Below are 23,586 nucleotides of genomic sequence, written 5' to 3' on the forward strand. Positions count from 1 at the left end.
GGACCAACCCACGAATCTCGTCCCTTGTATAACCTTGCGTAATTGATGACATGGTTGGCTCCTTCAATCAAAAGAAATGAATGACTCACAACCAGCCTGACGTAGAGGGCCGCACCACAGATACGCGTGGCCGCGAGGTTTTGCCTAGCGGAGGTTGCGCTCTCCGCCCTCCACCGGGACTGGCAAGGCATTGCCCGCTGAGGGCGCCGGGCAGGTGCCGAAGTCGGTGAAGGCGCTGGGGTAGTTGATGGTGCGGTTGAAATCCACCACCAGTGAATTGTCCGGACGTGGTTTGGTCAGCTCCAGCTTGCGCCAATGCGAGCCCGTGGCATCCGTGGCGTCGGCAAAGGTGACTATGAGCGAGCCCAGGGCGCCCTGTTCAGCGGCCAGCCGGTAGCTGGTGTCGGCAAGGTCAAAAACAACGTCGCCCACCAAGTCAACCGCCCCGGAAACCTCCGGATGCGCCGTCTTGATGGCCGCGGTGCGCGGTTCACTGTACGGTTCAAACGTTCCGGTGACCACCAAGGCAGGATCGTAGCCATAGACTGGCACAGCCGTGAAGTCCGTCAGGGTGGGGGACTGCGAATCGCGGGTGCGGATCATGTAGCGGTTGGCCCGCATGCCCAGCTCCACAACAACGGATCCGGTTTTCACCCACATGATGGATGCCTCATCGGCCAGCTGCGCGGAAATGGTGCCCACCACGGGCTCGCCGCTTTCCACCAGCGTGAGGTGGTCCTCGGCGCGGGCCGTGAGGAACGCCGTCGTGCCATCAAAACTCCACAGCCCGGGAACGCCAGCCAGGGGAGACGGGACGGGCGCCAACCACTGGAAGGAGGTGAGCGTGAGCCAGCCGTGAGGTGCCGCGAGTGCCGAGTTGCGGCCCTGGCGGAAGCGTTCCCAACGCTGGGTGAGGCGGTCGAGTTCGGTGTTGTTCGTGCTCATGGGGCTCCTTGCAAACTGTGGCGTTGCTCTACTGTAGGCACAACCCGCCGGGCCAGCTTGCTATTCCGGGGTGAAAGAATGGTGCCATGGTTACAAACTCACCCAACACAGCGCTGAACAAGGACATGACCCGATTTGAGCTGGGTACCGCCGCCCCGTTGGATGCCGAGCGCACCCAACTGACACTGACCCGGCACTACCCCGTGACGCCGGACGTTCTGTGGTCCATGCTGACCGATCCGGAAAAGACCCCTCTGTGGTGGGCGAAGGTGCGCGGCAAGGCCAAGACGGGGTCCTCCTTTGACCTGAAGTGGCTCAACGTCAAGGATGAGGGGCACGGGATCGAGACCGACTGGTGGAACGGGCGCGTCATCAACGCTGCGGAGCCGCACGTTCTGGAACTCTCCAACGCCATGCACGGGACCATTCGCGTGGAGCTCACCCCTTCCGAGACGGGCACCCGGATGGTATTCAGCAACATCATTGCGGTTCCGGATGAGGTAGTGCTGATGTCGCTGGCCGGCTGGCACGTCCATCTGGATCATTTGCAGGAAGCGTTGGACGGCAAAAGCGTTGACTGGCAGCACTGGTGGGACGACTTTTTCCCGTGCTGGGAGCAGATCCACGCCCTCTACTCGGCCGCACAAAAATGACACTATTTGAGACGGATTAGCTCGGGCGTGCCATCCCCAAGTAGGATCCAAACGGCCCTGTCTTGGGCCCTACCGTATCCAACGCCGCATACGAGCACCCCAGATTCACAGACCGTAAGGACGCTGACTCATGAGCTCAGACTTGCAAGCAAACCTGCCGGGCACCGCACAGGAGCCGGAGCAGGACACCGATCTACGCCGCGACGTGCGCCGCGTCAGCACCTTGCTGGGCGAATCGCTGGTCCGCCAGCACGGCCCCGAGCTGCTGGCCATGGTGGAGCAGGTCCGTCTGCTGACCAAGGAATCCAAGGAAGCTGCCCGCGGCGAAAGCGGCACGGGCCCCTGGAGTGCCAACGACGTCGCCGTGCAGGTCCGCGAAGTCCTCGCCTCCCTGCCGCTTGAGCAGGCAACAGACCTGGTCCGCGCCTTTGCGTTCTACTTCCACCTGGCCAACGCCGCCGAGCAGGTGCACCGCGTACGCAGCCTGCGCAGCCGCGCAGACAAGGACGGCTGGCTGGCCAAGGCCGTCACCGAGATCGCCGACAAAGCCGGCAAGGACGCGCTGCAGAAGGTTGTCAACGAGCTGGACGTGCGCCCCATCTTCACGGCCCACCCCACCGAAGCGTCCCGGCGCTCGGTGCTGGATAAGATCCGCAAGCTCTCCGACATCTTGTCCACACCTTCCGATGAAGGCAGCAGCACCCGTGCCCGCCAGGACCGGAAACTGGCCGAGATCATCGACCAGATGTGGCAGACGGATGAACTGCGCAAGGTCCGCCCCACCCCCATGGATGAGGCCCGCAACGCCATTTACTATCTCCGCAACATCCTCACCGACGCCATGCCGGAGGTCCTGACGGAACTCAGCGACCTGCTCGGTGAGCACGGTGTTTCATTGCCGGCCGACGCCGCCCCGCTGCGTTTCGGCTCCTGGATTGGTGGCGACCGCGACGGCAACCCCAACGTCACCCCCGAGGTGACACGCGACGTGCTGATCCTGCAGAACCAGAACGCCGTGAAGATTTCCTTGGTGCTCATCGACGAGCTCCTCAGCGTCCTCTCCAACTCCAGTGCCCTGTGTGGTGCTGATGTGGAGCTGACCGAGTCCATCGCCGCCGACCTGGCGAACCTGCCCCACATTGATCCCCGCGTCCTTGAGCTCAACGCCGATGAGCCGTACCGCCTCAAGCTCACCTGCATCAAGGCCAAGCTGATCAACACGCAAAAACGCGTGGCCAATGACACCTACCATGAGGTGGGTCGCGACTACAGCGAGACCGCCGAGCTCATCGCCGATCTGGAGCTGCTGGAAGTTTCCCTGCGCAACAATTCCGCAGCGTTGGTGGCCGACGGCGCCCTCGCCTCGGTCCGCCGGGCCATCTCCTCCTTTGGCCTGCACCTTGCCACCTTGGATATTCGTGAGCACGCCGACTACCACCACGAGGCCGTGGGCCAGCTCATGGACCGAGTTGGCGAGCTGGGCATGCCGTACGCCGAGTTGGACCGGGCCGGTCGCCTGGCCGTGTTGAGCACAGAACTGGCCAGCCACCGCCCGCTGTCCGGCCACCCCATCAAGCTGGACGGCATTGCCGACGGCACCTACGATGTCTTCCGTGTGGTCCGCCGCGCCCTGCGCACCTACGGCCCGGACGTCATCGAAACCTACATCATCTCCATGACCCGCGGCGCCGACGACGTCCTCGCCGCTGCCGTCCTGGGCCGCGAGGCTGGTCTTGTGCAGCTCACGGGCGAGAACCGCTACGCCAAGATCGGCTTTGCCCCGCTGCTGGAAACAGTTGACGAGCTCCGCGCGTCGGCCGAAATTGTTGACCAGCTGCTCTCCGACCCGTCGTACCGTGAGCTGGTTCGCCTCCGCGGAGACGTGCAGGAAATCATGCTCGGCTACTCGGACTCCAACAAGGAATCCGGCGTCATGACCAGCCAGTGGGAAATCCACAAGACACAGCGCAAGCTGCGTGACGTTGCCGTCAAGCACGGCGTGAACGTGCGCATGTTCCACGGCCGCGGCGGCTCGGTTGGCCGTGGTGGCGGACCCACCTACGACGCCATCCTGGCCCAGCCAAACGGCGTGCTTGAAGGCGCCATTAAGTTCACCGAGCAGGGCGAGGTCATCTCCGACAAGTACTCCCTGCCCGAACTGGCCCGTGAAAACCTTGAGCTCTCGCTCGCTGCCGTCATGCAGGGATCGGCCCTGCACCAGGCGCCGCGCCACTCGGACGACGACCTGAGCCGCTTCGGTGAGATCATGGAAGTTGTCTCCGACGCAGCCTTTGGCACGTACCGGACCCTCATTGACCATGAGGACCTGCCCGCCTACTTCCTGGCATCCACCCCGGTGGAGCAGCTGGGCTCGCTGAACATTGGCTCACGTCCGTCCAAACGCCCGGACTCGGGCTCCGGTCTGGGTGGCCTGCGCGCCATCCCGTGGGTGTTCGGCTGGACCCAGTCACGCCAGATCGTGCCGGGCTGGTTCGGTGTTGGCTCCGGCCTGAAGGCCGCCCGCGAGGCTGGCCGTGGTGCCGAGCTGAAGGAAATGCTGGCGCACTGGCACTTCTTCTCCTCCACCATCTCCAACGTGGAAATGACCCTGGCCAAGACGGACATGGACATTGCCGCTCATTACGTGGCAACGCTGGTTCCGGCCGAGCTGCACCACCTCTTCGCGGCCATCCGCGCGGAGTACGATCTCACGGTGGCAGAAGTTCAGCTGCTGACGGGTGAGGGCGAATTGTTGGACAACCAGCCGCTGCTCAAGCGTTCACTGAACGTTCGCGACCAGTACCTGGACCCCATTTCCTATCTGCAGGTGGAATTGTTGCGCCGCGTCCGTGAAGCCGACATCACCAAGGCCGAGGTGGATGAACGCCTGCAACGGGCCATGCTGATCACCATCAACGGCGTGGCCGCCGGCCTGCGCAACACCGGCTAAGCACCAGCGCGAGAAAATGCCGCAGTTCCCGCATAATGCCGCCGCTATAGAGGTGGCATTATGCGGGAACTGCGGCATTTTTGCGTGGTGCCCCATTCCCCTAGGCTGGAACCATGCCTTCCTTCCGTGCCACCATCCAAATCACCGGCCTGCGCCCCGGCCACGCCCCTGAAGAGGTCATGGACATGGCCGTCGCCGCCGTTGCGGCCGCCCATGTTGTGGAGGCCAACCAGCTGGACATTGTGGCCGGCATCCCGCGAATCACGGTTCGTTTCATGGTGGAGGCCAGCGAGTACGACGCCGAGAACCAGTTTGCGCGCAACGCTGCGGTTTCCATGGCGCACGGGATCAACACTGTGGCCACCACGGGTGCGCTGCGCACCGCCCGCCGCTCCGCCGGGAAATGGCTTCCCGTCTAGTTCAATCCAACTGGCCCGCAGAAAACGCCGAAAATCACGGTAAAACCGTGTATTTTCGGCGTTTTCTGCGGGCCAGTTGGTGGGTGGCGTTGCCGCGGCACTACAGCAAGGATACGAGGTCACCCCACCCACGCTGCCCAACTCACCCCCTTTGCGTATCAGTTGTCAGTGTGACCCGGATCACGTGAGATTCACCGTGACGATTCCTTCACTCGGTACGCCTTATCTATGTAGGCGCCACCAGGCACCGAGTGTGAAGCAATCCAACACGAAGAATTTCGGGAGTGATTATTTTGACTATTCAGCCTCAGCCCAAGAACAACGCTGCAGCAAACAACGCCGCAAAGCAGAGCGGTGCCAGCCGCGGCACCACCACGGTGGCCGACGGCGTAGTCGCCAAGGTCGCTGGCATTGCCGCCCAGGACATCCCGGGAGTGTTTGCCCTGGGTGGCGGAGCGGCCCGTGCGATGGGATCGCTCCGGGAGGCCGTGGGCCAGAAGGACCTCACCCAGGGCGTCAGCGTTGAAGTGGGCCAGACGCAGGTGGCAGTGGATGTCACCATCGTTGTGGAGTACCCGCACCCGCTGCAAAAGGTTGCCGATGCTGTCCGCGACGCCATCTACTCGGCCGTCGAGGACGTTGTGGGTATGGAAGTCACCGAGGTGAACGTGTCCATTATCGACATCCACATCCCCTCCGACGAAGCCGATGAGAAGCCTGCCCAGATCAAGCGGACCGATCACGACGAGCAGCCGGAACAGCGCGAATCCCGCGTCTCATGACCCCCACCCAGACGGGCACGGCCGTAGCCGCGGTGCTGGCCATCAGCGCACTGGCGTTTGGTTTCTGGGCCATGCTTCTCGTGGCGATTTTCATGGCCATCGGGGCGGCCGTTGGCGGCGCAATGGCCGGGCGGTCCTTGGGACGCACAGTGGATCTGCGCGGCGTTGTTGACGCCCTTCGCGGGAAGCGCACCTCCTCATGAGCGCCGGCACGCTGGCCTCCGATCGCGGTGCAAGTCAGCAGATCCGCCCCACCACGCGTGCCGGGTACACCACCATTTCAGCAGGAACCATGGCGCAACTGGTCACAGCTGTTGCCGCGGAGGCCTGCAACGTCCCCCTCAAGGATGTCCTGGCCAGCCTGCACGACGATCAGGGACAACTCAGCGTCCAGCTCGCGGTGCCGTTGGCCCTATGGGGCCCCGCCCGCGAGGGGTCTCTGCCGAGGAACGCTGCCGGGGATCAGGGGAGGAACGACGGCGGCACCATCTTTGAGCGTGCGGCCGCGGCCAGGGCGCTGGTTGCCGCGCGCCTTCAAGAACTGGCCGGAACCGCTGTGCGGCGGGTGGACATCCGCTACACAGGAGTCCATGGCCAGGACCACAGAAAAGTCAGGCGAGTCCAGTGAGCAATGCACCTACAAGCAATGCATCTACAAGCAATGCACCAGCAAAAATGCAGCGAGTAGTGCGCCGGCTGGGCCTGCGCGAAACCCGCTCCAGCAGGGCTGCGCTTTCGATCGTGACCGCGGTGGTGCTGTTGGCGGCGTTGGTGTGGCTGATGGTGGAGCTGGTCCTCTCGGCAACGGGAAACCCGGCTCTCTTGATGTCCCCGGCTGAGCTTGCCGGGCGCACGGCCAGCGTGGCCACTCAAACCCTTCCGGGTGCCCTTGTGGCAGCCGGTGTGGTGCTGGCGGTTCTGGGAATCGCTTTGCTGGCGGCAGCCGTGTTGCCAGGGCACAAGGCGCGGCACATCATGGGGAACCCCGTGGCAGCCGGCAACCCGCGCTCGGCCGTGGTGGTTGACAGCGACGTGGTGGCAGCGGCAGTTTCCCGGACGGCCCGCACGGTGGCCAAGATAGCGCCGGAACAAGTCACCAGCAGCGTGGGCCGCAAGCGCATCGACGTGGTGCTCCGGCCAGCGTCCGGCAGGGACGTTGACGCGGCGAGCGTCAAGGAAGCCGTGGAACGTGACGTGGCCGGCTACGGACTGCGCCGTCCGCTGGCCGTCACCGTGTCCGCCCCGCAGACCAAGGCGAAGCTGCATCAGGCGGTGGGCGCATGAACGGCACCCGCCGCGGCCTGAACCGCACGCTTTTGGCACTGCTGGGCCTGCTGCTCATGGCTGCGGCAGGCCTTGGAATATTTGCCGGTACCAGCAGGGGATTCGCCCTGTCCTGGACCGAGGCCGGCATGGACGTCTGGGCCCGCATCCAGGAACGGCTGGGTGCGGCCCGGATACCCGGAACAGACATCAGCTGGTGGACCGTGGCGGTGTTTGCGCTGCTCCTACTCGCGGCCGTGCTGCTGGTGTGCTGGATTGCCTCACAAGGCGCCGGCCGCAGCAATCAAGTGGCACAGCGGCAAAGCGCGGCAGGGGACACCATTGTGGACACTGCCGTGGTGGGCCAGGTGGTGAAGGCTGCGCTGGCTGAAAACACGCAGGTATTGTCAACATCCGTGCAGTCATGGAAAACCAAGGGTGGCACCGGAATCGGCGGCACGGGGCTCAAGCTCAGCGTCCAGGCCCGCAAGGGTGCCTCACCGGCGGAGCTGGCCTACGACGTCGAGCATCTGGTCAAGGATATTGACGCCCTGTTAGGCACCCAAATCCCGGTGCTGGTCCGCATCAAGTCCGGCACCCGCAGCAAATTTGCCCGCACCGAACGCGTGGCATAAGCACACAACCCTATGCAGCAATCACTAAGGAGTACATCATGGGACTGAACGAGAAGATCAGCAACAGCGCAGAAAAGGGACTCGGCGCGGCCAAGGAAAAGGCTGGCCAGGTGTTGGGAAACCCGGATCTGGAACAGGAGGGCCGCGTGGATCAGGCATCAGCGGAAACCAAGCAGGCCGGCGAAAAGATCAAGGATGCCGCCAGCGAGGTGGGCGGGAACATCAAGAATGCCGCCCAGAAACTCAAAGACGGTTTCAACAAGTAACTAGCTTGAACAAGCACCTAACAAAACAAGGAGAACATCATGGGTTTCTTTAGTTTCATTCTTCTGGGCCTCATTGTGGGCGTCATCGTCAAGGCCGTCATGCCGGGCAAGGTGGGCGGCGGTTGGGTCACCAGCATCATCTTGGGTGTTGTTGGCGCCATTGTGGGCGGTTTCCTGGGCACGCTCATTTTCCGCACGGATCTGGGCTCCTTCTTCGACATCCGGACGTGGCTGCTGTCCATCGGCGGCGGGCTTGTGGTTGCAGCAGGCTACGGCGCCATCAAGGGCCGCAAGTAAACACCGCGCGTGACTGGCCGGCAGGAGCTTCCGCCCTGCCGGCCAGTGCTGCGCGTAGGCTCACCGGCCTCCCGATGGGGGAAACGGTTGAGCATGGACAAAACAGGGACACCAAGAGAGGGCAAAGACCGGTGACACGATTGCACGACCCAACGGGCAAGCTCGCTGATGCCCCTGATGCTGTTCTGGCGGAGCGAGCCGGCGACGGCGATGTGGCAGCCTTTGAGGCCCTGGCCCGGCGGCACGGACCGTTGATGCGGGCCTATGCCCGGCGCCTTGCGCGGTCCTTCGACGAGGCCGACGACGTGGTGCAGGACGCGCTGATCACGGCGTGGAAGGACATTGGGGCCTTGCAGGACGGGACAGCCGTGAAGGCGTGGTTGATGCGGATCGTGGGGCGTCGGGCGGTGGATGCGGGCCGGCGTCGAAAGTCCCATGGGAACGTGGACGATCAGCCGGAGGCGGCCGACAAGGCACCCACCCCCGACCAGGCGGCCGTTGCAGGATCCGCGCGGCAGGCGTTGAGCGCTGCGCTGGCCCGGCTGCCCGAGGAACAACGACGATGTTGGGTGTTGAAGGAATTTGGCGGGCAGTCCTATGAGGAAATTGCCGAGGCGCTGGGCATCACCGCCGCCAGTGTTCGGGGCCGGTTGGCCAGGGCACGGACAACGCTCGTGAAGGAAATGGAGGAATGGCGATGAACCACACGCAAGATTGCGGCAGGCACATCGAAGACCTCAGTGATTACCTGGACACTGGCGCCTCCCCGGATGCAGAGCACATTGACCATTGCCCGCAATGCCAGGCGCGGCTGGCGGGCCTTCGCAGCCTCAACGCCGCTGCTATGGCGTTGCTGGACGACGACGTTGCCGTTGCAGCTGCCGAGGATTCCGGTTGGTTGGATGGCATCCTGGCCAACCTGCAGCTGGAGACCCGGGCTGGACGGTCAATTCCGCTGGCAGGCGGAGAGTTGGAGGACTTGAGCGAGACTGAGGGTTCGGTCATTGCCATGGTTCGGGCCGTGGGAGACTCCTTGGGCGGGGTGCTGATTGGGCGCTGCCGGCTTGAGGGCGATGTGAGCATCCCCGGAGCGCCGGTGGAAGTGAACATCAACGTCTCGGCCCGCTACGGCTATCAACTGCCGTGGTTGGCACAGGAACTGCGGGATGCCGTTTGGGCCCAATTGTTGGTGGAAACCGAGTTGAATGTTGCGGCCGTCAATGTGGCGTTCACCGACATGCGCCCGCCTCTTGCAGACGGCTTACGGGGCACCAAGACGACTGAAAGCACAGTGGAGGGAGAGCAGTGAGCCTAGAGGAAGACATCCACCAGGTGGTGCTGGGTGCGGACGGTGTGGCCACCGTGTACTCCGCCGACCCGCTGTGGCTCAATGCCGTCAAGCAATTGGGAGCGTTGTTGGGACCAAACGGGGAGCCAGCACCGGTGCCCTTTGTGGTGTGCACCGAGGAACCTCACGACGGCGCCTCCGGTGCGCAGCGGGTTGTCATGAGCGTTAAGGTGCGGATCGGCACCGACGGCACCGTGCCCGCCCCGGCCACCGCGCGTTTGGTGGCGGCACTGATCCGTTCCCACGTGGCGGAGCAGCGGCCCGAGGTGGACGTGAGGGCAGTCGTGGAGATCGCCGCGATCGGTTCCTGACCCGCCCCACACCCTCCCTCATCTCGCTCCTCGGCCAGGGAAACCTCGGGCGCGTGGGCCCGAGCAACTGGCCCGCAGAAAACGCCGAAAATCGCGTCCAAAACGCACATTTTCGGCGTTTTCTGCGGGCCAGTTGAAATTAGTTGTGGTGCGGGAAGGCTGCGAGCTCCAGCGTGGAGGAGTAGGTCACGGGTTCGCGGGTCAGCGGGTCAATGAAGGAAATGCTGTGGGCCAGCAATTGCAACGGTTTGGTGTAGTCATCCGCTGCCTTCTCATGCAGCACGGGGTAGAAGGAATCGTTCAGGATCCCGATGCCTTGGGATGCCATGTGCACGCGCAACTGGTGGGTTTTGCCCGTGTGCGGGGCCAGATCGTACAGGCCAAGGGTCTCGCCAGTGGTCTCCTCCGTGCGGGTGTCCATGAGCTCAATGCGGGTTTCGGCGTTGGGCTCGCCAGCAACTTCCTGGGCCAACAGGTACGTGCGCGACTTGATCATGCGGCTGTGCACCACCCGCGGCAGTTCAAGGTCTTCGCGCACGGGCGCAACGGCGCGGTAAGTCTTTTGGATGCGGCGCTTCTCAAACAATGTTTGGTACTTGCCGCGGGTGTCCGGGTTGGCCGAGAACAGCAGCACTCCGGCCGTCATCCTGTCCAGCCGGTGCATGGGCACAAGGTCGGGCAAATCAAGGAGCACGCGCAGCCGAACCAGCGCCGATTCCTGCACGTACATGCCCCCGGGCGTGGTGGGCAAAAAGTGGGGCTTGTCCACCGCCACAAGGTCCGCGTCTTGGTGCAGGACCGTCAGTTCCACGGGCATGCGCTCCTCCACGGGCACCTCACGGTAGTACCAAATGAACATGTGCTGGTGCAGCGGTGTTGTTGGCGTGACAATTTCGCCGTCGAGCGCCATGACTTCACCGCGCTCAAACCTGTCCACAATCCCGGCCGGGTCAACATGGCCGAACTTTTCCAGCACAAACTCCATGGCGGTTGTCCAGGGGCCCTCATCGGGGATTCGCACGCGGGTGGCATTGACGCCATTGCGCACGGGAAGGGGAGATTTCATCACCTTTCAAGGGTACCGAGCGTTCCCTGCCGGCTGGACCACCTGCCTAGTTCCCTGGCGCCTTGCCACGTCCGACGCCGGGCTGCCGGATTCACCCTGGAGACCCTCCGGCTGATGGCGCATCCATGAGAGTGTGGAGCAGGGAATGCAGCCCCGATGTTGAAGCAAAGGAAACCGGAACCGTGGCAAAAGATGTGGACAGCGCGTTGTGGGCCCTGGCGCATGCCGAGCGCGCAGCCCTCGCTGACGATTTGGCTGGACTCAGCCCGGAGCAGTGGCATCAAACCACGCTGTGCGGGCAGTGGGATGTGGAGCACGTGGTGGCGCACCTGAGCGCCGCGGCCAGTGTGGGCCAATGGCAGTGGATGCGCAGCATGCTTGGCGCACGGTTCCGGCCCGATGTCCATAACCAGCGCCGTCTAGAGGAACACCTGGGCAACACCCCGGCCGAGACTCTTGACCGGTTTCGTGCCGTCATCAACAGCACCACAGCGCCGTCGCAGGACATTCCGGCGTACCTGGGTGAGGTTGTGGTGCACGCCCAGGACATTCGCCAGCCGCTGGGGCTGACCCGCACACCGTCCATTGACGCATTGACGCCGGTTGCGGAATTCTACGCGAGCCGAAACTTCACAGTTCCCAGCCGCAGCAACGCCGCCGGACTGCAGCTGTTGGCAACCGACGGGCCCTTCGCCGCTGGTGTTGGGGCACTGGTCTCCGGGACAACCCTAGCCCTCGTGATGGGCATGGCCGGCCGCCGTCCCTACCTCGAGGACCTGGCGGGTCCGGGCGCACAAATTCTCAGGCAGCGGGTCAACGGCACCGGCCACTGACCCCCAGGAGCATGCCGTGGCATGATGGTGCCATGGGCGATCTGGAGGTCAAACGCTTGGCCCGCGGCGACGAGGCCGTGGCCGCCGTTCTCTTTGCCACGATGGCCGAGGTCTTTGCGGAAGGCAGCGAGCCGCTGTCCCAGGAATACGTCAGGAATTTGCTGGGCAGCGATTCGTTCTGGGCCATGGCTGCGCTTGACGGTGCCGAGGTGGTGGGCGGCCTCACTGCCCACACCCTGCCAATGACCCGGTCCCCATCATCAGAGGTGTTCATTTACGATCTTGCCGTGCGCGAAGACCATCAGCGGCAGGGCGTCGCAACCCGGCTGGTGCAGGAATTGCGGAAATGTGCTGCCCGAATAGGCCTCCACAACGTGTTCGTCCCGGCAGACAATGAGGATCTAGGCGCGCTGGAATTTTACCGGGCCCAGGGCGCCGACGCCGCGCCCGTCACCATCTTCACCTTCACCCGCTGACGGCCGCCGGGGCCTGGCAATGCTGACACCAGTAAATGTCCCGTGCCGCCCGGGTTGGGTATGCCGGATCGGCCAAGGTGGCGTGCCGGACCGGCGAGCCGCAGCGCTTGCACGGTTTCCCGGCCAGCCCGTACACCCACGTGGCGGCGTCGCCCCGCGCCGGACCGCCCGTGGTGGACCGGTGTGGCCTGTCCTTGTTGGCCTCAAGCAGCCGCTTGGCCAGCGCCACCATCCGCGGCACATCCGGCACGGAGGAAACCGCAGCAGCAGGGTGCACACCGCCCAGAAAACACAGTTCATTGCGGTAGATGTTGCCGATTCCGGCAAGGTTGCGCTGATCCAGCAGTGCCAGCCCAATGGGCCGCTCCGGGGCTGAAAGCAGCCGGCGCACGGCCTCCTCGGCGTCCCAATCCGGCCCCAGCAGATCCGGCCCAAGATGCCCGACGGCGGCCGCAGCCTCCGCCGTCGTCAGGACTTCCAGCGTGCCCAGGGAAAACCCCACGGCCGTGGCCTGTGCTGTTTGCAACACCGCCCGCGCCGTGAACGCGGGCCGCCGCCAGCGCGCGCCCCGGCCGCCGGGGGTCAGCGGATAGATGTCCCAGTGGCCTTCCATGGCCAGGTGCGAATGGATGACGGCGGTAGGGGTTTCCGCACTGCCGCCCACCACCATGAGCAAGTGCTTACCGCGTGCTCGGATGGATGCCACGACCGCGCCGGTGAAGTCCAGCGTTGCGTACGCGGGCACCCGGAAGTCGCTGGCCGTCAGGGTTTGCCCCTCAAGAACAGCACGCAGATCCCGGGCCTGCCGCCAGACGGTGTCACCCTCAGGCACGGATCCGCACCCCGCTCGGGGAACTGTAGGCTCCGGCGGCCAACAACGCCGCCGCCAAGGGAGTGTCCAGAATCCCGGCCCCGTTCACTTTTTCCATGGCCATTTTGTCGATGGCGCCGCGTTTGACCACGGCCACCAGAGCAGCGGCGGACAGGGAAATGAGGGCCGGATCGTCGCTGAAGCACAGCAGCGTTCGCCCGCCGCGCTCCACATACAGGACCAGTGCGCCGTCGACCATCACCACCAGTGCGCCAGCCTTGCGCCCGGGCCGGTGCCCGGACTCCAGTGGCGGCCAGCTCAGTGCGGCACCGTAGGGGTTGGCGGGGTCGGTGGCGGCCAGCGCCAGAGCCTGCGGGGCGCGGTGGCCCAGGGCTGCGTCCTCGCTGAAGGTCCGCAGCCTGTCCACGGTGGCGGAGACGGCAAACTGGGCGGCCCCCAGATGCTCAATGAAGTAGCCGCGGCGGCACTTGCCGGTTTCCTCCAGCCGGGCCAGCACCTTGTACATGAGCCCAAACCCGCCGGGCAGCCCAACATTCATGACGGAACCGCGCGTCACCACCCCATACCTGTCCAGGAACAGCTCGGCCAGGGCGTGGCTGCGCAACGTGGTTTGGCTGCTGGGTTCCGCGGCGGGGCCGGCGTCCGCGGCGGGCAGCGCGCTCCAACGGCCCGCGCCCAACGGCGGAACACCCCGCTGGGCGCCCGCAGCCCGCCCCGGCAGCCGGCCATAACGCCCGGCCCGGGCAGGGCGCAGCCGCGAAGGGGGCGCCTTTTGTTTGTGCGCCGTGTGTCCGCCGGCCAACATGGCACGAACAGGGGCAAAAGTGTCGTTGCTGATCAGTCCGGCCCACAGCAAATCCCACAGGGCCGAGGTCAATTCGTCGTCGGAGGGGACAACGTCCGGGCCGTGGGCGGCCATCTCACGCAACTGGTGGAAGAAGCACGCGCCACCGTTACTCAGGGCAGCCAAAATCCCCTGGTGGAGCTCGGCGGGGGTAAAGTCCTGGGCCGGCGGCAGGGTCAGTTCGGCGGATTCGGCCACATGCAGGCTCAGCCAGCCGTCGTTGGAACCCAGGGAGCCGGCGCCGGACACCAACACCTCTCCCGTGGCCGTCAACTCATCCAGCATGGCCGGGCTGTAGTCGGCCACCCGGGCGGCCAGAACCAGCGGCTCCCAGGCCGATGCCGGAATGGGTACCCCCGCCAGCTGGTCCACCACCGTCAGCACACCATCCAGCCCTCGCAGGGCGGGCGCGGTGGACGCGGCCGTGACATGCTGCCAGGCGGGCAGGAACCGCGCAAAAGTGCTGGCCTCCACCGGCTCAACCTCGGCCCGCAACGCCGCGAGGGAGCGGCTGCGCAGCTGCCGCAGCACCTGGACGTCGCACCACTCGGACCCGCCGTTCTCGGCGCGGGCCCAACCAGGGCCCGCAGCGCCCAGGGCCCCTTCGCGAGCTTGCGAGTGACGGGAGCCGCTGGGGATAAACTCGCCCTCGGTGACACGTTTGTCTGCCGCCAGCCGGGCCAGTCCTGAGTGCACGACGGCGACCCCCAGTCCCAGCCGTGCCGCAACTTCCGCTGCGGTGAAGGGTCCGTGGGTGCGGGCATAGCGGCCAATGAGATCACCCAGGGGGTCGGCCACGGGTTCAATGAACGCCAGCGGCACGCCCATGGGCAGGGGGATGCCCAGTGCGTCGCGCAGCCGGGCGGCGTCCTCGATGGCGGCGAACCGTTCCTCTCCGGCCATGTTCACGCGCAGGGCGCGGTTGGCGGAGACCAGTGCAGCCAGATGCGCGGCGGCGCCAGCCAGATGCTCGGGCAGGTGCTGGGCCAGGTGCTCGGCTGAGGCGGCAGGCTCGGGTAGGGTCCCGGCGCTGCCGGTCCCCAAAACGGTGGGGACAAGCCTCGCGGCAACCTCGCCGGCGGTGAGCGGGCCCAACAGGCGCAGCAGGTCCGCCACGCCTTCCATGCCGCGGGCGCGGCGGTCACTGTCCTTGCCAGCATTGTCCTTGCCGGGGCCGGCCAGGCGCTGCAGTTGGGCCTCGGTGGTGGCAATGACCACCGGATCCAAGAGTTCGCGCAGCTCGGCGCGGCCCAGCAGCTCGTCCAGGAGCGCGGGGTCCAGGGACAGGGCCGCCGCACGGCGTTCGGCCAGCGGGGAATCGCCCTCGTAGAGAAACGACGCCACGTAGCCAAACAGCAGGGAGCGGGCAAAGGGAGAGGGCTCATTGGTGGTGGTCTCCACCATCCGCAGCTCGCGGCGCTCAATGCTGGTGGCGATGGCCTTCAATGCGGGGAGGTCGTACACGTCCTGCAAGCATTCGCGCACGGTTTCCAGCACGATCGGGAACTGCGGGTACTTCCGCGCCACATCCAGCAGCTGGGCCGAGCGCTGGCGCTGCTGCCACAAGGGGGACCGCTTGCCGGGGTTTTGCCGTGGGAGCAGCAGCGCGCGGGCGGCACATTCGCGGAAGCGGCTGGCAAACAGGGCCGAGCCGCCCACCTCCGCCGTGACGATCCCGTCCAGTTCATCCGGGTCAAAGACGAACAATTCTGCGCCCGGCGGTTCATCGTCCATGAGGGGCACGCGCAGCACAATGCCGTCGTCGGAGGCCATGGCTGAGCCGTCCAAGCCGTACCGTTCGTGCAGCCGGGCGGCCACGGCGAGCGCCCACGGGGCGTGGACCGGCATGCCGAAGGGGCTGTGCAGGACTACGCGCCAATCACCGAGTTCGTCATGGAAGCGTTCCACCATGAGCGTTTTGTCGTCGGGGACCTGCGTGGTGGCGGCTTTCTGCTCATCCAGATACCCGAGCAGGTTGTTGGCGGCCCATTCATCCAGGCCTGTGGCCCTGCACCGGGCCAGCGCCTTTTTGCGGGGGGCAGCACTGACCTCGCGGATGAACGCACCCAGCGCCTTGCCCAGTTCCACGGGGCGGCCCAGGGAATCGCCCTTCCAGAACGGCAGCTTGCCGGGCTGGCCAAAGGCGGGGGAGACCAGAACGCGGTCAAAGGTAATGTCCTCGATCTTCCAGCTCGTGGCACCCAGCGCAAAGACGTCGCCCACCCGGGATTCGTACACCATCTCCTCGTCCAGCTCGCCCACCCGGCGCCCGCCTTTGTTGGCGGCACCGGCTGCCCCTGGTGCTTCGGAAGATGGGCCCACGCCGGCGAGGGCCCCGGAGCGAGCTTGCGAGCTCTGGGAACCGGTGGGGACGATGAACACGCCAAACAGGCCACGGTCCGGAATGGTCCCGCCGGAGGTGACGGCCAGCCGTTGCGCGCCGGGCCGTCCGGTGATGGTGCCGGCGGTCCTGTCCCACACGATGCGCGGGCGCAGCTCGGCAAACTCGTCGGAGGGGTACCGCCCGGCCAACAGATCCAAGGTGGCGTCAAAGGCTGATCTTGGCAGGGCCAAAAACGGCGCACTGCGGCGCACGGTGTCAAACCACTCATCCACATCCAGTGGTTCCAAGGCGGTGGCCGCCACTGTCTGCTGTGCCAAGATATCCAAGGGGTTGGCGGGGATGGAGAGCGGCTCAATCTGGCCCGCCAGCATCCGCTCCACGGTGACGGCCGAATGCAACAAATCAGCCCTGTGCTTGGGGAACAGGATTCCTTCGGAAATCTCGCCCACCTGGTGCCCGGCGCGCCCCACGCGCTGCAAGCCGCTGGCCACCGACGGCGGTGACTCCACCTGGATCACCAAATCCACGGCACCCATGTCGATGCCCAGTTCCAGGCTTGAGGTGGCCACCACGGCCCGCAGCCGCCCGGACTTGAGATCGTCCTCAATCAGCGCCCGCTGTTCCTTGGACACCGACCCGTGGTGCGCCTTCGCCAGGACATTGGGCGCGCCGGCCACGGAGCCAGCCTGGGCCATCATCTCCGCCGGCAGCCTGGCCGGGGACGGCGCGGACCGCCACAGTTCAGCAGCGGAGGGTTCGACGTCGGCCCCAGACTCTTTCTCCTCAGACTCACCACCCAGGGAGGCGAGTTCCAGCCGCTCCAGGTAGATCTCGTTGAGCCGGCCCGTGAGACGCTCGGCCAGGCGGCGCGAGTTGGCGAAGATGATGGTGGAATTCTTCGCCAACACGGCGTCCACGATCTTTTCCTCCACATGGGGCCAGATGGAGGCGTTGGGTGCCAATCCTGAGGCCGGGCCAAGATCGTGCGCGGCGGCCAGTGCGGGCAGCTCGGTCATGTCCGCAACGGGGACGGTGACGGCAAGGTTCCAATTTTTGGTGCTGGGCGGGGCAACTATCTTGACGGGGGCGTTGCCGCCCAGGAACCGGGCAACCGTGGAGTGTGGTTCAACCGTGGCGGAGAGGCCAATGCGCTGGGCGGGGGCATCCAGCAGGGCATCGAGGCGTTCCAACGAAACGGCCAGATGCGCCCCGCGCTTGGTGCCGGCCACGGCGTGCACCTCGTCAATGATGATGGTGTGCACGTCGGTGAGCGTTTCACGCGCCTTGGACGTCAGCATCAAATACAGCGATTCCGGCGTGGTGATCAGGATGTCTGGCGGATGGCTGAGCAGGCGTCGGCGTTCGTTGGCAGGAGTATCCCCGGAACGGACCCCCACGGTGACGTGCGGCGCGGCAAAACCGAGCCGGGCAGCAGTCTGCGTGATCCCTATGAGAGGGGCGCGCAGGTTCCGTTCCACGTCCACGCCCAAGGCCTTCAGGGGCGAAATGTACAGAACACGGGTGCCTTTTTTGGCCGGGCCGGGCGCAGCTGATGCCGGCCCCTTCGTGGCCGGGCCGGGTTCCGGCGTCAAACCTTCCCGGGCAATGAGGCCGTCAAGGGACCACAGGAACGCAGCAAGGGTCTTGCCCGAGCCGGTGGGTGCCACCACCAAGGAGTGTGCGCCGCTGGCAATCGCCTCCCACGCCCCGGACTGGGCTGGCGTGGGGGACCCGAACGCGCCAAGAAACCATTCGCGCGTGGGTGCTGCGAACTGATTCATGACTGCTGCTGGCGAAGTTGCGTGCACGGCTCCATCATGCCGCATGTGGCTGACATTGTGGCACTGCCGCTGGGCGCCGGCACCTGCTGAAGCTGCCATCCGCGTGGGCTAAGGCAAGCCGGGCACCGTGTGCTGTGCACGAGTGTCTGTGGCTAGAGGTAATCTATCCGTAGGGGGTGGCAATGGTTGCCGTTGCCAGTCGGTGGTTTTTCGCGCGCCTGGCGGTGCTCCTGAAACATCCGATTGCAAGGAAGGCAAACGCAGTGAAGACACGGCATATTGGGAATAATTGGCTCCCTCTGCTTGCGTTGTCGTTGCTGTTCCTTGTGGCCGGGGCCCTGAGCATGGTGGCTGAACGCGGCAATGGCGCCTTTGCCGGTGTGTTTGTTCTGGGCACCCTGGTGGTTGGCCTCGCCAGCGCCGGATGGCTGTGGAAGCACCCCTCGTGGTGGCTGGCCCCCCGGAAACACTACTTGTACCTCGCCGGCGGAACGCTGCTGGGAGTCCTCTTGAGCGCCCTGATTCCCTTCCTGCACGGCTGTGGCCCCTGGGTGGTCCTCGGGGCGGCCATTGTGACGTATGGCGTGTTTGAACAGTTCCGGTTCCTGATCACGGTGGGCGGCAGCGTGGCGCTCGCCGGACTGTTGGCCATGGTGATCCATGCCGACGTTTTTGGCGGCGCACTTCACCTGATCTCGGCCGCCGTCCTGGCCTTTGCCGCCAACAAACTTTACGTGTTGCGCCACGGCACCCGCCGGGAATCGCAGGACAGCGACCCCGGCTTCATTGGCTCCTTTGAGGAGTTTGACCCCGAAGAAGCCCTCCGCCCCTAGGGTGCGCAAACAAGCGCGCAAAACTACGGCTGGAACGCGCCGATGCTCAGCAACTTGATGGTGTCATTGCTGCACGCCGTCAACGGGTGGGGGATCGCCAAGCTGTCGGTTGCGCTCGGCGGGTAGACCAGGATTGCATCGGCCGGCACCCGCTGGCAGTCCTGGTAGTTGCCGGCCTGGGTGTAGCGCAGCACGGCTGCGGCGCTTTTGCCCGGCGCCAGGGTGATGGGCCCGTTGGAGGGGGCCTGGGCGTCCCGCTCGGCCGGCGCGCCCAGGGGTGTAATGCTGCCGGCCTGGACCATGGAAACTCCGGGGTAGCCGTCCAGGATGCAGTCAGCACCGGAGGAGTTGGCCACTATCAGCTTCATGTAGATGTGCCCCGCCGCGCCGCCGCCCGAATCATCCAACGAACCCTTCAACGATGCCGCTGTGCACAGTGGTGTGGCTGCCGACGTGCTGGGGACAGCTGTTGGCGCGGACGACGGCGTTCCTTCAGCACTGCTGGGAGCTGGCGTTGCGCTGGGACTGGCGCTGGAAGCTGCGGGTGTTGGTGCGGCGTTCTGCGGGCCGCACGCCGCCAATGATGCACCCAGGCCGAGGACTGCGAACAAGGCAAGAGCCCGGTTGGTGCGGAATCGGCTGGTCTGGGTGCGCTTGGCGGTAGTCATGCCTCCACTTTTGCCCCCAAGGGTGCCGCAGTCAACAAGCCCCGCCGTGAACGCCCACGTAGATGTCCGGCCCTTCATCCGCCGAGGTAGCCGGTTGGTGCCGAGACCCGCATGCGCCGCATACGGGTCCCGGCACCAATCGGCCAACCGGCTACCTGGACGAGGGGGCGGTGGTTATGCCTTGCGCGTGGTGCGCCAGAATGCCAGGCCGCCGAGGATCAGCCCGGCCAGCCCGGCACCCAAGCCCAGCCATGCCGGCCAGGTGGAGCCGCCGTCGTTCACTGCGGAGGAAACAGAAGCCGCAGCGTCATGGCCGCCGTGGGCATCCTCCGCCACAGCCGCCGTGACGGTCAGTGACGGCGCGGGGGCCTTCACGGAGTCGTGGTCGGCACCGGCCGCCGGGATTTCCTTCCAGTCCGTCTGGCCAACTTCACACTTCTGCAGGGTGGGGAAATTCAAGGTGGCGCCGACCGTTTCGGGCAGTTGCACCGACAGGGTGAAGGTGTCGCGCTGGTGGTCCGCCAGCGGGGTCTTGGCCGTGTAGGTGATGGACTCGGTGCGTTCGCTGATCTTGCTGCCATTGGCCAGGGTTCGCGGCGTGTCCAGCTTTTGCTTGGCCGTGGTGATGGTCCAGTTCGGGTTGACCGTGGGGGTGGCGTCGTTGAACTCATCCGGCAGGGTGATGGTGACGGCCGTGGTGGAGGAGCCCTCGCAGCCGTGGCCCACCGAGAACGTCACCAGGGAGTAGGCGCCGGCGGCAGTTTCGGTGGGGGTGGCGCTGACGTGGGCGGAGGCACTGCCCAGCCCCAACATCATCAGGGACGCGGTGGCGCCAACGGCAAGGGTGGTCTTGAGGGTACGGGAAATACGCATGGGGAAAACCTTTCGAACGCGCAAGAGCGCAAAGTACAGGGAATGACACCCTGCGAGTTGTTCGAAGGGTGTTAGGCGAAAACTGCTGCCAGCGCAGGCGGCCCGCGGCGCGTGTCGGGGCGCAGATTGCGCCACGGCAGGCGGGGGAGGGGGCGTGGAATGACGCCGGGGCGGGCGCTTTGCGCCGGCGGAAGAAGAACGACGGCGGCGCGCCGGTACAGCGGCCGGAGCCAGCTTGCGAGGGACCAGAGTGCGTCTTCGCCGTAGGCCAGCAGGGCGGCGGCGGCCAGGGTGGCGATGATGTGGGCTGCCCACATCCAGCCCGACATTGCCCCGGCGTGGCCCAGGTGGTCCATTCCGGGTGCCGACGCGGTGTTAACAGCTGCCAGCAGGGCAGCGGTGCTCGCTTCGGCGGACATGGTGTGTTGATGGACGCCTGCCGCGCCGGGTGCTGCCGTGGCGCTATGGGAAAGAGTCTCAAACGCCTGGTGCAACACCACCTGGCTGCTGCCCAAGAGGGCAACCATGGCCGGCAGGGTGAGGCGGAAGTGTGTGGCAACGGTTGAGCACAGCACGTGCAGTGCCAGGAGTGCCGCCATGATGCCCGGTGCTGGCAAGGTGCCGCCGGCCACAAGGTGTGCCCCTGCGGCCAGGCCAAGAACTGTGGCGCCAACCGAAACAGTCCGGAGCAACCTAAAGGGAGAGGTGTGCACACTGCTCCCTTCGACTCGGACAACCGTCCTAGCTTACCGAGGAATGCCCGTTCCATGCACCTGGGGTTTCCGGAGAAGTCCCTGCGTGTTGCACACCGGGCAGGCGCACGGTGAAAGTGGTGTGGCCTGGGGTGCTGGCAACGCCCACCGTGCCACCGTGCGAGCGCACCAGTCCCTGGACAATGCTCAGGCCCAAGCCGGTGCTGCCGGCGGCGGCCGTGCGGGCCGCATCCGCGCGCGAAAACCTGTCGAAGATGATTTCCTGGAAGGCCGGGTCAATGCCGGGGCCGTTGTCGCTGACCTCCAGTACACAGCTGCCGTCAGCGTCTTGGGACAAGGCGGTGTGGACGGCTGTTCCTGCGGGCGTGTGTTTGGCGGCATTGGCCAGCAGGTTGAGCAGGACTTGGCGCAGGGCTGCGTCGTCGCACAAAACCTCAACGGGCTCGTCGGGCACCGCGAAACTCCACTGGTGGTCGTCATTGACCACTTGAATGTCATTCACGGCCTCCATGACCAGGGGAGTCATGTTGACGGGCGGGGCCGGGGCGCCATGCTTGTGCCCCGCGGAACCGTTGACGCCCTGCTGGGCTTCGTCCAGCCGGGCCAGCGTGAGTAGATCCTCCACCAGTCGGCTCATGCGCACCGACTGGTCCTGCACCCGGCTCAGGGATGTTTGGCCGTCGGCGCTGAGCGGTTCCGTCATGGACAGCAGTTCGGCATAGCCGCGAATGGCTGTCAGCGGAGTGCGCAGTTCATGGCTTGCGTCGGCAACAAAACGGCGCAGCTTGGTTTCACTGCGCTGCCGGGCCTCCAAGGCGTTTGAGACGTTCTCCAGCATGGCGTTGAAGGCGTTCCCCACATTGCCCACCTCGGTGCCAGGGTGCGCAGCACTGTCCGGGACCCGGGCGCTCAAGGCGACCTCACCGGCGTCGAGCCGCAATGTGGCAACCTTGGTGGCGGTGTCCGAGAGCTGGGCCAGCGGCTTGAGGTTGCGCCGGATGATGACTGTGCCCGCCCAGCCCAGCACCATGAGCCCGGCGAGGGAGACCAGCACAATGGAGAGCACCAGTGTGGAGAGGGTTTGTTCGGTGGTGGCCATGGGCAGGCCGGTGATGAGGATGTCCCCGTTCGGAACGGCCTGCGCCTGGAGGCGGTACTCGCCAATGGAGAGCTTGCTGGTGCTGAGATCACCGTTGGTGGACAGCCCGGCCAGGATGTCGGCGTCGGCCGTTGTCAGCTGCTGGCGTGTGCCGGAGCTGGACAGGATGCCCGCATAGTGGACCACGCCGTTGCTCAGGACGGCGCTGAGCTGGCCGGCGCTGGTGGCGCGGGCGTTGAGCGGGTCCGGCAGGGTGCCGTTGGGGGACTGGGTGGAGACGGTATAGAAGGCGTTGGTGCGCACGGCTGCCTGCTGGAGTGAAGAGTCCAGCTGGTTGTTCACTGTGAGGCTGAGGGTTGTGTAGCTGACCATGCCCACCAAGGCACAGATGACTGTCAGCAGGGCCAGCATGACTGCCACCAGGCGGGTGCTCAGCGGCCAGGTGCCCGGGTGTGCCAGTTGCCTGGCCCTGGTGAGTGCGGGGCCGTTTAGAGGCATGGCTTGATCACATAGCCCGAGCCCCTGACAGTGTGGATCATGGGTTCCTGCTCGGCGTCGACTTTTTTGCGCAGATAAGAGATGTAGAGCTCCACAATGTTGCTTTGGCCGCCGAAATCGTAGTTCCACACCCGGTCCAGAATGCGCGACTTGCTCAAGACGTGGCGGGGGTTCTCCATGAGGAACTTCAGCAGTTCAAATTCGGTGGCGGTCAGGGTAATGTCCACGCCGTTGCGTTGGACCTCCTTGGTGTCCTTATTCAGGGTCAAGTCACCCACCGTCAGCAAGGCAAACTGCGGGGCCGTGATACCGGAACGCTGGACAATCCGGTGGAGCCGAAGCAGGACTTCCTTCATGCTGAACGGTTTGCTGACGTAATCGTCGCCGCCGGCTTGGAGCCCCGTGACTTTGTCCGCCACAGCATCCTTGGCCGTCAGGAACAGCGCCGGAACATCGGGATAAATATTGCGGATCCGCTGCAGCAGTTCCACCCCGTCCATGCCGGGCATCATGACATCCAGAACCAGTACATCCGGCATGAATTCGCGCGCCGTTTTCAGCGCCTCGAAGCCGTCGTGGGCCACGGCCACTTCCCAGCCGGATATTTCCAGGCCACGGCGCATCAAATCGGCAAGTTCCGGTTCGTCATCCACCACCAGGGCGCGGATGGGTTCGCCGTCTGCCCGGCTGAGCGTGGGGGTTGCTGATGCTGGAGGTGGAAGGGCCATGACTCCATTCTCTGGCATCCACCCCCACGTTAACTGAATGGTTCCCGAGTGTTCTCTGTGTCTTGGCGGCCCGGTGGCATTTCCGTCAAGCTATGGCATTTTTGGTGAACGCCAGCATGTTTAACACGC

25 protein-coding genes are annotated in these 23,586 nt (G+C 65.3%); 16 read left to right on the forward strand and 9 right to left on the reverse strand.

Annotation, left to right across the window (positions count from 1 at the left end; translation table 11 throughout):
* Positions 1-144: 144 nt before the first annotated feature.
* Positions 145-945, reverse strand: a complete 801-nt coding sequence (locus ACX80Q_RS16340) for a DUF1684 domain-containing protein (protein ID WP_459331591.1) — start codon at positions 943-945, stop codon at positions 145-147.
* 86 nt (positions 946-1,031) lie between these two features.
* On the opposite strand from ACX80Q_RS16340, the gene ACX80Q_RS16345 reads away from it, so the two are divergent.
* From ACX80Q_RS16345 to ACX80Q_RS16405, 13 genes are all read left to right on the forward strand, one after another.
* Positions 1,032-1,598, forward strand: coding sequence for an SRPBCC domain-containing protein (locus tag ACX80Q_RS16345; RefSeq protein WP_459331592.1), 567 nt, complete (start codon positions 1,032-1,034; stop codon positions 1,596-1,598).
* 130 nt (positions 1,599-1,728) lie between these two features.
* The gene (gene ppc, locus ACX80Q_RS16350; protein WP_459331593.1) at positions 1,729-4,548 is read left to right on the forward strand and encodes a phosphoenolpyruvate carboxylase; all 2,820 of its coding nucleotides are present in this window, start codon (positions 1,729-1,731) and stop codon (positions 4,546-4,548) included.
* A 113-nt stretch (positions 4,549-4,661) separates the two neighbouring features.
* A complete protein-coding gene (locus ACX80Q_RS16355) occupies positions 4,662-4,967 on the forward strand; it encodes a hypothetical protein (RefSeq protein ID WP_459331594.1) in 306 nt (101 codons plus the stop codon).
* A 293-nt stretch (positions 4,968-5,260) separates the two neighbouring features.
* Complete coding sequence (locus ACX80Q_RS16360) at positions 5,261-5,749, forward strand: Asp23/Gls24 family envelope stress response protein (RefSeq protein WP_459331622.1); 489 nt, start codon at positions 5,261-5,263, stop codon at positions 5,747-5,749.
* Positions 5,746-5,952 carry a DUF2273 domain-containing protein gene (locus tag ACX80Q_RS16365; protein WP_459331595.1) on the forward strand — a complete coding sequence of 69 codons (207 nt, stop codon included), beginning with the start codon at positions 5,746-5,748 and terminating at the stop codon, positions 5,950-5,952. Before ACX80Q_RS16360 ends, ACX80Q_RS16365 begins: the two co-directional genes overlap by 4 nt.
* On the forward strand, positions 5,949-6,377 hold the full coding sequence (locus ACX80Q_RS16370; RefSeq protein WP_459331596.1) for a hypothetical protein: 429 nt from the start codon (positions 5,949-5,951) through the stop codon (positions 6,375-6,377). The genes ACX80Q_RS16365 and ACX80Q_RS16370 overlap by 4 nt, the downstream gene beginning before the upstream one ends.
* A 47-nt stretch (positions 6,378-6,424) precedes the next feature.
* On the forward strand, positions 6,425-7,033 hold the full coding sequence (locus tag ACX80Q_RS16375) for a DUF6286 domain-containing protein (protein WP_459331597.1): 609 nt from the start codon (positions 6,425-6,427) through the stop codon (positions 7,031-7,033).
* Positions 7,030-7,647 (forward strand): hypothetical protein, encoded by a 618-nt coding sequence (locus ACX80Q_RS16380; RefSeq protein WP_459331598.1) that lies wholly within the window; start codon positions 7,030-7,032, stop codon positions 7,645-7,647. The genes ACX80Q_RS16375 and ACX80Q_RS16380 overlap by 4 nt, the downstream gene beginning before the upstream one ends.
* 38 nt (positions 7,648-7,685) lie before the next feature.
* The gene (locus ACX80Q_RS16385) at positions 7,686-7,913 is read left to right on the forward strand and encodes a CsbD family protein (protein WP_459331599.1); all 228 of its coding nucleotides are present in this window, start codon (positions 7,686-7,688) and stop codon (positions 7,911-7,913) included.
* 39 nt (positions 7,914-7,952) lie between these two features.
* Positions 7,953-8,210 (forward strand): GlsB/YeaQ/YmgE family stress response membrane protein, encoded by a 258-nt coding sequence (locus tag ACX80Q_RS16390; protein ID WP_459331600.1) that lies wholly within the window; start codon positions 7,953-7,955, stop codon positions 8,208-8,210.
* Positions 8,211-8,341: 131 nt separating this feature from the next.
* On the forward strand, positions 8,342-8,911 hold the full coding sequence (locus ACX80Q_RS16395; RefSeq protein ID WP_459331601.1) for an RNA polymerase sigma factor: 570 nt from the start codon (positions 8,342-8,344) through the stop codon (positions 8,909-8,911).
* A complete protein-coding gene (locus tag ACX80Q_RS16400; protein WP_459331602.1) occupies positions 8,908-9,519 on the forward strand; it encodes an Asp23/Gls24 family envelope stress response protein in 612 nt (203 codons plus the stop codon). The genes ACX80Q_RS16395 and ACX80Q_RS16400 overlap by 4 nt, the downstream gene beginning before the upstream one ends.
* Positions 9,516-9,869 carry a hypothetical protein gene (locus ACX80Q_RS16405; protein WP_459331603.1) on the forward strand — a complete coding sequence of 118 codons (354 nt, stop codon included), beginning with the start codon at positions 9,516-9,518 and terminating at the stop codon, positions 9,867-9,869. The genes ACX80Q_RS16400 and ACX80Q_RS16405 overlap by 4 nt, the downstream gene beginning before the upstream one ends.
* Before the next feature lie 139 nt (positions 9,870-10,008).
* Here the strand turns inward: ACX80Q_RS16405 and ACX80Q_RS16410 are convergent, their stop codons facing one another.
* Positions 10,009-10,935: a pseudouridine synthase gene (locus ACX80Q_RS16410; protein ID WP_459331623.1), complete on the reverse strand. Its 927-nt coding sequence runs from the start codon at positions 10,933-10,935 to the stop codon at positions 10,009-10,011.
* A 182-nt stretch (positions 10,936-11,117) separates the two neighbouring features.
* Between ACX80Q_RS16410 and ACX80Q_RS16415 the strand changes: the two genes are divergently transcribed.
* Together ACX80Q_RS16415 and ACX80Q_RS16420 are read left to right on the forward strand one after the other, a co-directional pair.
* Entirely contained in the window at positions 11,118-11,768 is a 651-nt protein-coding gene (locus ACX80Q_RS16415; protein ID WP_459331604.1) for a maleylpyruvate isomerase family mycothiol-dependent enzyme, read from the forward strand.
* An 11-nt stretch (positions 11,769-11,779) separates the two neighbouring features.
* Complete coding sequence (locus ACX80Q_RS16420; RefSeq protein ID WP_459331605.1) at positions 11,780-12,244, forward strand: GNAT family N-acetyltransferase; 465 nt, start codon at positions 11,780-11,782, stop codon at positions 12,242-12,244.
* On the opposite strand, the gene ACX80Q_RS16425 is transcribed toward ACX80Q_RS16420, so the two are convergent.
* The gene (locus ACX80Q_RS16425) at positions 12,234-13,076 is read right to left on the reverse strand and encodes a DNA-formamidopyrimidine glycosylase family protein (RefSeq protein WP_459331606.1); all 843 of its coding nucleotides are present in this window, start codon (positions 13,074-13,076) and stop codon (positions 12,234-12,236) included. The two genes, ACX80Q_RS16420 and ACX80Q_RS16425, sit on opposite strands and share 11 nt — an antisense overlap.
* A complete protein-coding gene (locus ACX80Q_RS16430; RefSeq protein ID WP_459331624.1) occupies positions 13,069-18,090 on the reverse strand; it encodes a DNA glycosylase AlkZ-like family protein in 5,022 nt (1,673 codons plus the stop codon). Before ACX80Q_RS16430 ends, ACX80Q_RS16425 begins: the two co-directional genes overlap by 8 nt.
* Before the next feature lie 218 nt (positions 18,091-18,308).
* Between ACX80Q_RS16430 and ACX80Q_RS16435 the strand changes: the two genes are divergently transcribed.
* On the forward strand, positions 18,309-18,878 hold the full coding sequence (locus tag ACX80Q_RS16435; RefSeq protein ID WP_459331607.1) for a hypothetical protein: 570 nt from the start codon (positions 18,309-18,311) through the stop codon (positions 18,876-18,878).
* 23 nt (positions 18,879-18,901) lie between these two features.
* Here the strand turns inward: ACX80Q_RS16435 and ACX80Q_RS16440 are convergent, their stop codons facing one another.
* From ACX80Q_RS16440 to ACX80Q_RS16460, 5 genes are all read right to left on the reverse strand, one after another.
* A complete protein-coding gene (locus tag ACX80Q_RS16440) occupies positions 18,902-19,546 on the reverse strand; it encodes a DUF4232 domain-containing protein (RefSeq protein WP_459331608.1) in 645 nt (214 codons plus the stop codon).
* Positions 19,547-19,720: 174 nt separating this feature from the next.
* Positions 19,721-20,419 (reverse strand): YcnI family copper-binding membrane protein, encoded by a 699-nt coding sequence (locus tag ACX80Q_RS16445; RefSeq protein WP_459331609.1) that lies wholly within the window; start codon positions 20,417-20,419, stop codon positions 19,721-19,723.
* A gap of 71 nt (positions 20,420-20,490) precedes the next feature.
* Positions 20,491-21,132: a hypothetical protein gene (locus ACX80Q_RS16450; protein ID WP_459331610.1), complete on the reverse strand. Its 642-nt coding sequence runs from the start codon at positions 21,130-21,132 to the stop codon at positions 20,491-20,493.
* Between the two features lie 28 nt (positions 21,133-21,160).
* The gene (locus ACX80Q_RS16455; RefSeq protein ID WP_459331611.1) at positions 21,161-22,729 is read right to left on the reverse strand and encodes a sensor histidine kinase; all 1,569 of its coding nucleotides are present in this window, start codon (positions 22,727-22,729) and stop codon (positions 21,161-21,163) included.
* Positions 22,720-23,457 (reverse strand): response regulator transcription factor, encoded by a 738-nt coding sequence (locus ACX80Q_RS16460; RefSeq protein WP_459331612.1) that lies wholly within the window; start codon positions 23,455-23,457, stop codon positions 22,720-22,722. Before ACX80Q_RS16460 ends, ACX80Q_RS16455 begins: the two co-directional genes overlap by 10 nt.
* Positions 23,458-23,586 lie beyond the last annotated feature (129 nt).

The organism is Arthrobacter sp. HLT1-20, from assembly GCF_054510895.1.